Below are 13557 nucleotides of genomic sequence, written 5' to 3'. Positions count from 1 at the left end.
ATTTCAGTTCTCAGGCGCGCACGGTTTCCACACCCAGGTTGGCCAGCTGATCGGCCCGCTCATTGCCCGGATGGCCGTTATGGCCGCGCACCCAGCGCCATTCCACCTCGTGCACGGCCTGGGCCGTATCGAGCGCCTGCCACAAGTCGACGTTTTTCACGGGTGCCTTGGCCGCCGTTTTCCAGCCGCGCGCTTTCCAGCCGTGGATCCATTCGCTGATGCCCTTTTGCACGTACTGGCTATCGGTATACAACACTACCTGGCAGGGACGTTTGAGCGCCGTCAAGGCTTCGATCACAGCCTTCAATTCCATGCGGTTATTCGTCGTATTCAGTTCCCCGCCGTAAATTTCTTTCTTGGCGCCATCGGCCACCATCAGCGCGCCCCAGCCGCCCGTGCCGGGATTGCCCTTGCATGCGCCATCGGCGTAAATCTCAACCTTATCCATCTTGCTGTTCCCGCCTCTTATTCGTGACCGGTGCGCCTGCGGGCGCCGTCGCCGGTTTTTTGGTCCACGCCGGACCGATCAAACGCATCCCTTTGACGCGCTTGATCGCCTGCACTATATACACTGCGCCCAGATATGGCCACCAGCGCGCACCGGCCTTGTCCATGAAGGCGTTGCGGCGCAGCCATTTTTCTGTCCTGCAGGCAGGCGCGTAGCAGCCAAAGTGGCTTTGGCTCACGCCCATGTTCAGCAATTTTAACCAGTCTTTCATGCGCGGCATAGAGATCAGCTCGCCCGCCTGCGGCAAATAATGCCGGCCCGTGACCCGCCCCAGTCCCTGGCGCATGCCCCACAGGCTGGCCGGATTGAAGCCGCACACGATCACGCGCCCTTCCGGAATCAGCACGCGCTCGACTTCGCGCAAGACCTGGTGCGGCTCGGCGGCAAATTCGAGGACGTGCGGCAAGACCACCAGGTCCAGGCTTTGCGAGTCGAACGGCAACTCGTCGAAGGCCGACACGAGGGTCAAGCGGCTTTCCTGCGGCGGACGCGACGGCAGGCGCGCATCGAGCAGCCATTTGTTCGGCATGCGGTTGGCCGCCAGCGCATCGAGCTGGGGCAAGCCGATCTGCACGGCATTAAAACCGAAGATATCGACAGTCAGGCTGTCGAGGCATTGCTGCTCCCAGGCACGCACGTACAGACCGGCCGGTGTCTGCAGCCAACCGTCAAGCGCTATAATGGATTTTTCGGATGCCACACTGTCCATTCAGTTTTCTCTTTTGCTCATGACACACTCCCCTGAACACGCTTTATCGGTACTTGCCGTGCCCGCCTTTGCCGACAATTACCTGTGGCTGATCCATGACGGACGCCATGCCGCCGTGGTCGACCCCGGCGATGCGACGGCCATCCTCGATGCGCTGCAAGCCCATCAGTTGACCTTGTCCGCCATTTTACTCACGCATCACCACGCCGACCACACGGGCGGCGTACCTGAATTGTTGCAGCATTTCGCCGTCCCCGTCTTCGGCCCGCGCAATGAGGCTATCACAGCCATCACGGAACCGCTTGCCGAAGGCGATGTCGCCCACGTGCCCGAGCTGGGCCTGCAACTGACCGTCATCGACGTGCCCGGCCATACGAAGGGCCATATCGCCTACGTGCGCCAGCGCGACGAGCGCAGCGGCGCACCCTGGCTGTTCTCCGGCGACACCCTGTTTGCGGGCGGCTGCGGCCGCCTGTTCGAAGGCACGCCGGGCCAGATGGCCGACTCGCTGGGCAAGCTGGCCGCCTTGCCCGACGATACCGAGGTATTTTGCGCGCATGAGTACACCTTGTCCAATCTGCGCTTCGCCAACGCCGTCGAACCGGGCAACCAGGCCTTGCAGGAACGCATCGCCATCGACACGGAAAAGCGCCAGCAAGGCTTGTCCACCGTGCCGTCGACCATTGCCCTGGAGAAGGCCACGAATCCCTTCCTGCGCTACCGCGAACCGGCGATCCTGACCAGCCTGAAGGTGGAAGGCAAGCTGGCCACCGATGCGTCGCCCGTGGAAGCGTTCGCCGCCTTGCGGATGTGGAAAAACAGCTTTTAAGTCCGCCCTTCCGCCATAAAAAATCCCGGCAGATGCTTGTATGCATCGCCGGGATTTTTTTATCGATCTAGTTGATCAGGATCAGATTTCTTCATACAGCGGCAAGGTCAGGAATTCGGCGAACGATTCCGACGTCGACATTTCCTCGAAGATTTGTCCTGCGCGCACATAGGTCGGGCCATTGCCGCCCGGCGCATCGCGCTGCACTTTGGCCAGCTCTTCCGGAATCATGGCGCGCACCATCTCGGCCGTCACCTTGCGGCCATCTTCCAGCACGCCCTTGCTCGAACGAATCCATTGCCACACTTGCGAACGGCTGATCTCGGCCGTGGCGGCATCTTCCATCAGGTTATGGATGGGCACGCAACCATTGCCGGCCAGCCAGCTGCCCAGGTAATGGATACCCACGTTGATGTTGTAGCGCAAGCCCGCTTCCGTGATTGGCGCTTCCGGCTGGAAATTCAGCAAGTCCGACGCTTTCACGTCGATGTCGGGACGCTGTTTCTCGATCTGGTTCGGCTTGTCGCCCAGCACTTTCGTGAACTCGCCCATGGCCAGTTCCACCAGGCCCGGATGGGCCACCCAGCCGCCGTCGTAGCCGTCGGTGGCATCGCGCGCCTTGTCATTGCGCACGCCGCCCATGGCGATGTCATTCTTTTCCGGGTCGTTCTTGATCGGGATCAAGGCTGCCATGCCGCCGATGGCCGGTGCGCCACGTTTATGACAGGTTTTCAGCAGCAGCAAGGCGTAGGCGCGCATGAACGGCGCCGTCATCGTGACTTTCGCGCGGTCGGCCAGGCAGAAGTCCTTGTCCAGCTTGAATTTCTTGATGCACGAGAAGATGTAATCCCAGCGGCCCGCGTTCAAGCCCGAACTGTGTTCTTTCAGCTCATACAGGATTTCATCCATCTCGAAGGCGGCCAGGATGGTTTCGATCAGCACGGTCGCCTTGATCGTACCCTGCGGCAAGCCCAACTCGTTCTGCGTCATGACGAAAATGTCGTTCCACAGGCGCGCTTCCAGGTGCGATTCCATCTTCGGCAGATAGAAGTACGGGCCGGCGCCGCGTGCCAGTTGTTCCTTGGCGTTATGGAACATGAACAGCGCGAAATCGAAAATGCCACCGGAAATGCGCTTGCCGTCGACCAGCACGTGTTTTTCATCGAGGTGCCAGCCGCGCGGACGCACGACGAGTGTCGCGATCTTGTCGTTCAGCTTGTAGGACTTGCCATTTTGCTCCAGCGAAATCGTCTTGCGCACGGCGTCGAACATATTGATCTGGCCCGTCAGCTGGTTATCCCAGTTCGGCGTGTTCGAATCCTCGAAGTCCGTCATGTAGCTGTCCGCGCCGGAATTGAAGGCGTTGATGACCATCTTGCGCTCGACGGGACCGGTGATTTCCACGCGGCGGCATTCCAGCGCCTTCGGGATCGGCGCGATCTTCCAGTCGCCGTCGCGGATGTGTGCGGTTTCTGGCAAGAAATCAGGACGCTCGCCCGCGTCGAGGCGCTTGGCCCGCCCCACGCGCACGGCCAGCAATTCCTGGCGGCGTGGCTCGAAGGCGCGCGTCAGCTTGGCCACCAGGGCCAGCGCGGCCGGCGTCAGGATCTGTTCGTAGCCGGGTGCAATGGCACCCGTGATTTGCATGCCTTCGGGAAGTGCGATCGTGTTCTGCGTCATGAAGTTCTCCGGTTTTTAGTAAATATAAGCAAAGGTAATCTGGTGATCCAAGTATAAGCCGAACGACTGCGCGGGCAAGCTGGACAGAGGAGCAAAAACACTCCGCCAGGTGGCGCGTTTGTTCTATAGTATTGCACTATAAGGCATGGAAACGAGATTAAAAATCACTTCATCTATGCGTTTTTATCACAAGTGATGGCATTGCGGGAGCACAACATGGGCCAGTTCAGACAAATATCAACCTTCGTGGAAGTAGTGGCCAGGGGCAGCCTGTCGGCTGCCGCGCGCGCGGAAGGCATCGCGCCAGCCATGATAGGCCGGCGCCTCGACGCGCTGGAGCAGCGCCTGGGCGTCAAATTGCTCCAGCGCACGACGCGCAAGCTGGCCCTGACGAATGAAGGCGCCGCCTTCCTGGAAGATTGCCAGCGCATCCTGGGCGAACTGGAAGAGGCGGAAGCAGCCGTGACCGAGCGCAGCGTGAAGGCCAGCGGCCACCTGCTCATTTCCGCGCCGGCCGGCTTCGGCCGCCAGCACGTGGCGCCCCTGATCCCCTCGTTCGTGGCCGAGCACCGCGACGTGACGGTGTCGCTGAACCTGAACGACCGCCTCGTCGACCTGATCGGCGAAGGCATCGACGTGGCCATCCGCATCGCCAGCCTGTCCGACTCCTCGCTCGTGAGCACCAAGCTGGCGGACAACCAGCGCGTGCTCGTCGGCTCGCCCGCCTATCTGAAACGGGCGGGCACGCCCCGCATCCCGGCCGACCTGGCGAAACACAATTGCCTGGCGATCAGCAGCGAAGGCAGCCAGCGGGGCTGGACTTTCCGCGAAAACGGCAAGAACGTGATTTTAAAGGTGGCGGGCAATATGGTCTGCAATGATGGCGAAGTGCTGCACGACTGGGCACTGGCCGGCAAGGGCCTGGCGTGGCGCTCGATGTGGGAAGTGGGCGCCGAGATCGCCTCGGGCCAGCTGGTGACGGTGCTGGACCAGTTCGCCGCCCCGGGCAACGATATCTACGCCGTGTTCGCCCAGCGCCGCCACTTGCCGCTGCGCATACGGGCGTTCGTGGATTTTTTAAGGCACTCATACTCACAGCCAGACTACTGGCGCGAACGGGCTATCTGAGGGCGCGGGATCGAACCTGCTGCGCGTCGGTTTTGTCCGGCGTCGTGACATCAATGGGAACACCGCAGAGTTCGGCTTAGAGACTTGCGCTGACCAGGCAAGCCTACCCGCCGGCAATGAGGCAAAGTAGCCGAAAGACAGCCGCGCAGAGGCCGCGTAGCCCATCAAACGCATACAAAACCCATGCTTCACGGAAATTCAGGCGAAAAAAAATCCTCGGAGACCGAGGATTTCTTTATTTCGTTTGATCCAGCGTATTAGATTGGCTGAATGTTCGAAGCTTGCTTGCCTTTAGGGCCAGCGGTCACTTCAAAAGAAACGCGTTGGTTCTCTTGCAGGGACTTGAAGCCGTTCGACTGGATAGCCGAGAAGTGAGCGAACAGATCTTCGCCGCCTTCGTCAGGGGTAATAAAGCCGAAACCCTTCGAATCATTGAACCATTTTACGATGCCAGTTGCCATTACAATTTCCTATTTCAGTTAAGTTGGGCTTGCGCCCGTTATATCGTTTGAAGCAAGAAAGAAATGACAGACAAACTGCACTACTACCTCGAATCCAACGATGCCCAATTATACCAACAAAACTGAGAAAAACCATTCTTTCGCAAAATAAACTTGCGAACACTACTTTAATAGCCAAATCCCCGTCTTGCGGCGCCCTGTACCAGCGGCATGGACACACTATATCCTAATCTGCGACGCGGGTGCTTTGCGTTGTATCAAATGAATCATTGCAACCACATGACTATGGCGCGGTCATCTAGGCGGTGAAATGGGTGGCCGCCGCATCGCGTCCCGCCCAGTCCAATAGCGCCACCACTTGCGCCCGCACGCCAGGCCAATCCGCCACCGCTTGCGCAGGGGCATTGAGCATGGCGCGCACCAGCTGTTCCAGGCGCCGGCACTCCTGCCCCAGCGCGGCAAAACCGAAGGTGGCGGCCGAGCCGGCCACCGCATGCAGCGCGCGGTGCAGCTCCGTCAGCGGCTCCAGGCGGGGGCCTTCGCTGTCGCAGCGGCCGCTTGCCTGCGTGATCGCCTGCATCAGGGCCGGCACGCCAGCCGCATATTTTTCATTCAGGGCGCGCAAACGCGCGCGAAAATCCGGGTCGATCAAGGTTGCCATCGCAATACTCGCCTGAACCGGTTTACTTGGTGCCGAAGATGCGGTCGCCGGCGTCGCCCAGGCCCGGCACGATGTAGGCGTGGTCGTCGAGGTGCGAATCGAGCGAAGCGCAGAACATCTTGACGTTCGGATGCGCATTCTGGAACACGGTCACGCCTTCCGGTGCGGCAACCAGGGCCAGGAAGATGATCTGCTCATCCGTCACGCCCCGTTTTTTCAGCACGTCGACGGCGTACACGGCCGAATTGCCGGTCGCCACCATCGGGTCGCACAAGATGAAGGTGCGCTCGTTCAAGTCCGGCAGGCGCACCAGGTATTCCACGGGCATGTGGGTGGCCGGGTCGCGGTACACACCGATGTGGCCCACGCGCGCCGATGGCACCAGGTTCAGCAAGCCATCGCTCATGCCGATGCCGGCGCGCAGGATGGGCACGATGGCCAGTTTCTTGCCGGCGATGACGGGCGCGTCGATGGTCACCAGCGGGGTCTTGATTTCGCGCGTCGTCAGCGGCAGGTCGCGCGTGATTTCATAGCCCATCAGCAAGGTGATTTCCTTGAGCAATTCGCGGAAGGTGCGCGTCGACGTGTCGTGCTCGCGCATGTGGCTCAGTTTGTGCTGGATCAAAGGGTGATCGGTAATGAACAAATTCGGGAAGCGCGGGTCTTGTTTCATATTGTTTTTCTTTCTATGCTAGCTGGCGCGGCGGCAAGCCTGGGCCGCAAGCGCGCTGTGTATCGATAAAATGATGGATTGCAGCATTATCCCAGCCCCCAGCCCGCCTGTGGCCGGAATTTTCGAAATAATTGCGTACCCAAGCGGAGGCAAACTCAGTACTCGCGCAGCGCGCGCGCCAGGATGGCCGCGCAATCGGTGCCTGCCGGCAAGCGGCCATACGCCCCGCCCGGCGCCTGCACCAGCCGCGACTGCAGGAACGCTTGCGCGACGAACGGCGGCGCATGGCGCAGCAGCAATCCCGCCTGCACGGCCAGCACGATGCGCTCGGATAGTTGCCGGGCGCCGAATTCGTCCGTTTGCGGCCCGTCCAGGTCGGCCAGCAGCCGCGCGCGGTAGCCGGTGAAAATGGCATCGTCATCGCCGGCCAGCGCCAGCTCGGCCGCCAGGGCGTCGCGCGCGGCCGGCGACTTGCCGAAGGCGCGCAAGACGTCGAGGCACATGACGTTGCCCGAGCCTTCCCAGATCGAATTGACGGGCAATTCGCGGTACAGGCGCGCCAGCGGCGCCTCTTCCACATAACCGGTGCCGCCCAGCACTTCCATCGCTTCAAAGCCGAAACCGGGGCCCCGCTTGCAAATCCAGTACTTGCCGGCCGGCGTGAGCACGCGCGCCAGCATGGCTTGCCCTGCATCATCCTTTTCATCGAAACAGCGGGCCAGGCGCAGCGCAAACGCCGTGGCGGCTTCCGATTCCAGCGCCAGGTCGGCCAGCACGTTCTGCATCAGCGGCTGTTCGGCCAGCGGCTTGCCGAACACGGCCCGCTGGCGCGCATGGTGCAGCGCCTGCGTCAGGGCGGCGCGCATGATGCCGGCGCTGCCCAGCACGCAGTCGAGGCGCGTGTGGCTGGCCATTTCCAGGATGGTGGGGATGCCCCGCCCCGGCTGTCCCACGAGCCAGCCGTAGGCATTCGTAAACTCCACTTCCGACGAGGCATTCGAGCGGTTGCCCAGCTTATCCTTCAGGCGCTGCACGCGGATGGCGTTGCGGCTGCCGTCGGGCAGGTAGCGGGGCAGGAAAAAGCACGACAATCCCCCCTCGTCCGCCTGCGCCAGGATCAGATGCGCGTCGCACTGGGGCGCCGAGAAAAACCACTTGTGGCCGACGATGCGCCAGGCGCCGGCGGCCTCGTCGCCGAACAGCGCCTGCGCCTCGGCCGGCGGCACCTGCGTAGCGCGCGTGGTGTTGCTGCGCACGTCGGAGCCGCCCTGCTTTTCCGTCATGCCCATGCCGACCAGGGCGCCCCGCTTCTGCTCCACGGGCAGCGAGCGGGGATCGTAGTCGCGCGACAGGATTTTCGGCAGCCAGCGCTGCGCGATTTGCGGCAGATCAAGCGCCTGGCGCAAGGCCGGCACCGAGGCATACGTCATCGTCACGGGGCATTGCGTGCCGTTTTCCACCTGCCCCACTAATAGATAGGCCGCCGCGCGCGCCACCTGGGCGCCGGGACCGGGCGACGCCCACGGCGAAGCGTGCGCGCCGGCGCCCACGAGGATGGCCATCAGTTCATGCCAGGCCGGATGGAACAGCACCTCGTCGATGCGGCGCCCGGCCCGGTCGAACTGCTGCAGCTCGGGCGTGTGGATATTGGCCAGGCGCGCCAGCGCATAGGTCTCGGCGCGCCCCAGCCTGTCGCCCAGCGCGTCGAGCTCCTGTAACGCCGCGCCGCCGCCCTCGCGCAGCAGCGCTTCGATCAGCGCCGGGTCGCAGGCGAACAGATTGACGTTTTCAAAGGGCGTGGCCTGGTTGAAAACTTCATGCGTGTCAAAGGCATTCATGGAGGTCTCCCGCGATTTGTTATCATGGCGCCCTTGCCGTCGCTGGCGCACCGTCAACACCGTCTGCCAGCCAGACTAGCGCAAAGCGCATGACGGGGCAAGCGCGCCAGTGGAAGCAAGCGCAGATAAATGTTTCCATGTGGAACGAAAATGCCTGCGTGTGTCGCGCGGCATGATTTTTTTCATGGAAGGCAGGAATATTTACAAAACCTGAAGCAATGTTGCTCTATTTCATGTAATCGGGTGCTTTTCAATGATACATTTCGTGTGGATCGCGTTCCGATAGCCGCCTTCCGGCCACTATGGCACGCGTCACGCACGATGCATTCTTTCCGTTGGCGCCCTGCCCTGCAGCGAGCGCCGGCACTGATAACAAAAAGGTAAAAGCCAGCACGATGTTTTCCAGTACCCCATCCGCCGCCCACCGCGAGGCTCGCCACGAGTTGGACAACCTCATGGAAGAGGCAGGCGACGTCGTGTTCCGGCTCGATACGGACGGCCTGATCCTGTTCGCCAGCAAGCGCGCGGCCACCCTGTTTGGCGCACCCGCGGGCCTGTCCGGCCATTTACTGCTGCCGCTGGCCGCCGAAGCGTCGCGCGCGGCGCTGCAAGCGGCGCTGGAAGACGCCCTGGAAGAACCGGGCCGCCTGGAAGTGCGCCTGCAGACGCCGGACCAGGAAATCTGGTTCGAGCTGCGCCTGTCGTCATATATGAACGCGGCCGGCGTGGCCGAATTGCTGGTGGTCGGGCGCGACACGTCGGCCCAGCACAATACGGAAGAACGCCTGCGCCACATGGCCACGCACGATGCGCTCACGGGCTTGCCGAACCGCTTGCTGCTGTCGGACCGCATCCGCATGGTGATCGCCCAGGCCGCCCGTTCGGGCCAGGGGTTTTCCGTCGCCACGATCGGCCTCGATGGCTTTAAAAAGGTCAACGATGGCCTGGGCCACCCCGTCGGCGACGCCGTGCTGCGCCTGGCCGCGGCGCGCCTGCGCAAGACGCTGCGCGACAGCGACACCCTGGCGCGCGTGGGCGGCGATGAATTCGTCGCCGTGCTGCCCGGCAGCGCCACGGACGCGCAGATCAAGCTGGTGACGGGCCGCCTGCTGGCGACCCTGCAGGCGCCGTTCGAAGTCGATGGCCACACGATCTATGTCGGCGCCTCGGTCGGCGTATCGATCTATCCGCTGCATGCGGAAGATGAAGTGCGCCTGGTGGCGCTGGCCGATGCGGCCATGTCGCGCGCCAAGGAAACGGGCAAGGCCCGCTGCCTGGTCTACAGCCCGCGCCTGAACGGCCCGTCGGAACACGATATTTCGCTGGAAGCGGCCATGTTCCACGCCGTGCGCGAAGGCGAGTTTTTACTCTTTTACCAGCCCATCGTCGATGCGCACACGCGGCAGATCCAGGGTTTCGAAACCCTGATGCGCTGGAAGCACCCGACCCTGGGCCTGGTGCCGCCCGTGCGCTTCATTCCGATTGCCGAAGCCAATGGGCTGATCAACCTGCTGGGCGCCTGGGCGCTGAAGGCGGCCTGCGTACAGCTCAAGCAGTTCCAGGAAGTGGCCAAACGACCGCTGTACATCTCCGTCAACATCAGCCCGCGCCAGTTCCGCAACGACAAATTCCTCGATATCCTCGACGACGCCATCGCGTTTTCGGGGCTGTCCGGCGAACACCTGGTGCTGGAAATTACGGAAGGCACCCTGATGATCGACCCCGTGCATGCGGAAACCATCCTCGTCAAGATGACGGAGCGCCGCGCGCGCATCGCCATCGACGATTTCGGCACCGGCTACTCTTCGCTCGCGTATCTGAAGCGCTTCCCCATTTCCGTGCTGAAGATCGACCGCACCTTCATCAAGGATTTGCCCGAATCGAGCAAGGATGCGGCCATCTGCAACACCATTCTCGACCTGGCCAAGCATTTGAACCTGTCCGTGGTGGCCGAGGGCGTGGAAACCGAAGAGCAGATGCACTTCATGGAATCGCGCGGCTGCCAGTATGTGCAAGGCTACCTGACGGGCAAACCGATGCCGGCCCACGCCGCGCTATCGGCCTTGAGCGACAAAACCTATGCGGCGCTGGTGCCTGCGCCGTCTGCCAATGAACCGCGCGGAGGGGTGCAATGAATCCAGGTCATTTCACGGCGCCGACACAGCTCGGCAAAAACACCCTGGACCTGCTGTGGGCGCGCACGCGCCAGCAGGGCGACATGCCCGGCTTCGCGAAGGCCATCAGCGCCATCCTCGGCGCCATGCGCGGCGAGGATGACCACGAATTCGACATCACGCAAACGGTGCTGTCCGACCCTGTCCTCACGCACAAGGTGCTGCGGCTGGCCAACAGCGGCATGTATTCCGCCTTCGGCCAGCGCGTCAACACGGTCTCGAAGGCCGTGCTGGTGCTGGGCATCGACGCCATCGGCCACCTGGCGCTGGGACTGAAACTGATCGAGGAACTGTCGCAGGCGTCGCCCGATTCCGTCAGCGCCCACGTGGAAATGGAAAAGGCCGTGCTGGCCGGGATGGTGGCGCAGCAGGTGGCCACCAGCGCCGGCAGCCTGCAGGCGGAGCAAGCCGTCGTCTGCTCGATGCTGCACACCCTGGGCCGCATGATGGTGACGTTCTACATGACGGACTTCTGGGCGCGCATGCAGGCGCATGCGGGTCCCGGCAACGAGGCGGCCGCCGCGCGCGAAATCCTCGGCCTGTCGCTGCCGGAAGTGGGCTATGCCACGGCCGCCCACTGGGGCTTGCCGCAACACCTGATCAACGGCATGCGTCCGATGGACCCGTCGCCGGACAATGCGCCCGTCAGCGGCGCCGACTGGATGGCGGGCCTGTCGACGATGGCGGCGCGCTGCGCCGACTCGCTGTGGCATGACGATGCGGCCGGCGCGGCGCAGGTGCACGCGCTGATCGACGATTATGCGGGCACCCTGGGCATCACCGCGACCGACCTGGTGGTGGCGGTGGACAAGGCCAAGGCGATGGCGGCGGCCGACCTGTCGATCGCGCCCCTGTCGAAACCGGCCGAGCGGCGCGCGCGCCAGCTGGCGTCGACGCGCATGCGCGCCGAAGGCAACCGCGTGCTGATCGGCGGCCTGGCCGACCTGCGCGGCGCCATCGGCAGCGCCAGCCCGGGCCAGATGGTCTCGATGGCGCTCGAAACGCTGCACCAGGGCTTCGATTTTTCGCGCTCGGTGGCGTTCGTGCGCAACCACAGGGATCATCTGTATTCGGCGCGCATCAGCATGGGCGAAGGCATGGCCGACTTGCAGGACCTGATGGTGTTTGGCGACGCGTATGAACCGAACGTCTTCCACGCGGCCCTCAACAGCGACCGCGTGATCTTCATCGACAACGCGCGCGACCCGAAATTTGCCGCCAAGCTGCCGCAATGGTGGAAAGCGACGCTGTCCGAAGCGCGCAGCTTCGTCGTGCTGCCCCTGTCGGCCAACGGCCACCCCACGGGATTTTTATACGGCGACTGGGACGACAGCTTCCCGCCGATCCAGTTGAACCAGACGGAGTTCAACCTGATCAACGATATCCGGGCGTTGCTGGTGCAGTCGGTGGAGATGCGCCACCAATTGGAATTGGTGGCGAATAAGGTGGCATGAGAACACCTGACCAAACCTACTGCGCGTCGGCATAGGCGGCCTGCGATGCTCACCGTACTAGAGTACGGTTGCGCTTCTTAGCCACCTCTCCCTTCCGCTCGCTACGGTTTTGTCAGGTGTCGCAAGTGTCGTTGTTAAACGAGAAAACGACCATCCAGGTCGCAGGTCGGATCAGGGCCGCAGACCCGTCATCCGACAACATTCAGCTTACTTCAACTTCGGCGTGTTCACGCTGACATCGCCGCACTGCGCGCGGTGCATCAGGGCGTGGTCGATCAGCACCAGCGCCAGCATGGCTTCGGCGATCGGCGTGGCGCGGATGCCCACGCACGGGTCGTGGCGGCCGAACGTTTCCACCATCACGGGATTGCCCTCCTTGTCGATCGAGCGGCGCGGCGTGCGGATCGACGACGTCGGCTTGATGGCGATCGAGACGCTGATGTCCTGCCCCGTCGAAATACCACCGAGCACGCCGCCCGCGTTATTGCCGATAAAGCCTTCCGGCGTCAGTTCGTCGCCGTGCTCGGAACCCTTTTGCGCCACCGAATCGAAACCGGCGCCGATTTCCACGCCCTTGACGGCATTGATGCCCATCATGGCGTAGGCAATGTCGGCGTCGAGCTTGTCGTAGATGGGCTGGCCCAGTCCCACCGGCACGTTTTGCGCAATCACGTCGATGCGCGCGCCGATGGAATCGCCGTCGCGGCGCAGCTGGTCCATGGCCTCTTCCATGCGCGCGATCAGGTCCGCGTCGCCGCTGGCGGCAAAGAACGGGTTCGCATGCACGTGCTCCCACGACTGGAACGGCACGGGAATGTCGCCCAGCTGGCTCATGCAGCCCTTGAACGTGGTGCCGTACTGCTGCAGCAGCCATTTCTTGGCGATCGCCGCCGCGCCCACGACGGGCGCCGTCAGGCGCGCCGACGAGCGTCCGCCGCCGCGCGGATCGCGCACGCCGTATTTATGCCAGTAGGTGTAGTCGGCGTGACCGGGGCGGAAGCTTTCCGCGATATTGCCGTAATCCTTGCTGCGCTGGTCTTCATTGCGGATCAGCAGGGCAATCGGCGTGCCCGTCGTCACGCCCTGGTACACGCCGGAGAGGATTTCCACCGTATCCGATTCCTGGCGCTGCGTCACATGGCGCGACGTGCCGGGCTTGCGGCGGTCCAGCTCGGGCTGGATATCGGCTTCCGACAGGATCAATCCCGGAGGACAGCCATCGATCACGCAGCCGATGGCCGGGCCATGCGATTCGCCGAAAGTGGTAACAGTAAACAGCTTGCCAAAAGAATTGCCGGACATAGTAGGAAGTGTGAGGACTGGAAAACTCAATTCTACCAGCCTGCGGGGCATGCCATGCCGCTAATGCCCCACCAGGACCCGATATTCCCCCGCCCGTCTCGCCATTTTAAAATCCCGCGTATTTTTTCATGTAAAAAATA

12 protein-coding genes are annotated in these 13557 nt (G+C 62.6%); 4 read left to right on the top strand and 8 right to left on the bottom strand.

All coding sequences use genetic code 11. The features are described from left to right. Nucleotides 1-10 precede the first annotated feature (10 nt). Nucleotides 11-448, bottom strand: a complete 438-nt coding sequence (rnhA, locus tag O0879_RS02570) for a ribonuclease HI (RefSeq protein ID WP_034784447.1) — start codon at nucleotides 446-448, stop codon at nucleotides 11-13. After that, the gene (locus O0879_RS02565) at nucleotides 441-1217 is read right to left on the bottom strand and encodes a class I SAM-dependent methyltransferase (protein WP_289897638.1); all 777 of its coding nucleotides are present in this window, start codon (nucleotides 1215-1217) and stop codon (nucleotides 441-443) included. The genes rnhA and O0879_RS02565 overlap by 8 nt, the downstream gene beginning before the upstream one ends. Nucleotides 1218-1236: 19 nt before the next feature. Between O0879_RS02565 and gloB the strand changes: the two genes are divergently transcribed. Then, entirely contained in the window at nucleotides 1237-2046 is an 810-nt protein-coding gene (gene gloB, locus O0879_RS02560; protein WP_099667646.1) for a hydroxyacylglutathione hydrolase, read from the top strand. 81 nt (nucleotides 2047-2127) lie between these two features. Here gloB and aceB read toward each other — a convergent pair whose 3' ends face one another. Next, nucleotides 2128-3726 (bottom strand): malate synthase A, encoded by a 1599-nt coding sequence (gene aceB / locus O0879_RS02555; protein WP_289914482.1) that lies wholly within the window; start codon nucleotides 3724-3726, stop codon nucleotides 2128-2130. Between the two features lie 216 nt (nucleotides 3727-3942). Here aceB and O0879_RS02550 point away from each other — a divergent pair, with 216 nt between their 5' ends. Then, nucleotides 3943-4854, top strand: a complete 912-nt coding sequence (locus O0879_RS02550; protein WP_289914481.1) for a LysR family transcriptional regulator — start codon at nucleotides 3943-3945, stop codon at nucleotides 4852-4854. 257 nt (nucleotides 4855-5111) lie between these two features. Here O0879_RS02550 and O0879_RS02545 read toward each other — a convergent pair whose 3' ends face one another. The 4 genes from O0879_RS02545 to O0879_RS02530 all read right to left on the bottom strand — a co-directional run bounded on the left by O0879_RS02545 (nucleotide 5112) and on the right by O0879_RS02530 (nucleotide 8487). Beyond that, nucleotides 5112-5315: a cold-shock protein gene (locus O0879_RS02545; RefSeq protein ID WP_010398811.1), complete on the bottom strand. Its 204-nt coding sequence runs from the start codon at nucleotides 5313-5315 to the stop codon at nucleotides 5112-5114. Between the two features lie 298 nt (nucleotides 5316-5613). Further along, nucleotides 5614-5976, bottom strand: coding sequence for an Hpt domain-containing protein (locus O0879_RS02540; RefSeq protein WP_251348434.1), 363 nt, complete (start codon nucleotides 5974-5976; stop codon nucleotides 5614-5616). 22 nt (nucleotides 5977-5998) lie between these two features. Then, nucleotides 5999-6649, bottom strand: a complete 651-nt coding sequence (gene upp, locus O0879_RS02535) for a uracil phosphoribosyltransferase (protein ID WP_010398816.1) — start codon at nucleotides 6647-6649, stop codon at nucleotides 5999-6001. A gap of 155 nt (nucleotides 6650-6804) precedes the next feature. Continuing rightward, on the bottom strand, nucleotides 6805-8487 hold the full coding sequence (locus tag O0879_RS02530) for an isovaleryl-CoA dehydrogenase (RefSeq protein WP_099667643.1): 1683 nt from the start codon (nucleotides 8485-8487) through the stop codon (nucleotides 6805-6807). 395 nt (nucleotides 8488-8882) lie between these two features. Here O0879_RS02530 and O0879_RS02525 point away from each other — a divergent pair, with 395 nt between their 5' ends. Both O0879_RS02525 and O0879_RS02520 read left to right on the top strand, forming a co-directional pair. Then, complete coding sequence (locus O0879_RS02525; RefSeq protein WP_099668486.1) at nucleotides 8883-10622, top strand: EAL domain-containing protein; 1740 nt, start codon at nucleotides 8883-8885, stop codon at nucleotides 10620-10622. After that, nucleotides 10619-12115, top strand: coding sequence for an HDOD domain-containing protein (locus O0879_RS02520; protein ID WP_251348431.1), 1497 nt, complete (start codon nucleotides 10619-10621; stop codon nucleotides 12113-12115). The genes O0879_RS02525 and O0879_RS02520 overlap by 4 nt, the downstream gene beginning before the upstream one ends. A 207-nt stretch (nucleotides 12116-12322) precedes the next feature. Here O0879_RS02520 and aroC read toward each other — a convergent pair whose 3' ends face one another. After that, nucleotides 12323-13417 carry a chorismate synthase gene (gene aroC / locus O0879_RS02515; protein WP_099667641.1) on the bottom strand — a complete coding sequence of 365 codons (1095 nt, stop codon included), beginning with the start codon at nucleotides 13415-13417 and terminating at the stop codon, nucleotides 12323-12325. Between the last annotated feature and the right edge of the window lie 140 nt (nucleotides 13418-13557).

It is taken from the genome of Janthinobacterium sp. SUN120 (assembly GCF_030397735.1).
GTDB lineage: Bacteria > Pseudomonadota > Gammaproteobacteria > Burkholderiales > Burkholderiaceae_D > Janthinobacterium > Janthinobacterium kumbetense.
This window is presented reverse-complemented; position numbering and strand designations above follow the sequence as displayed.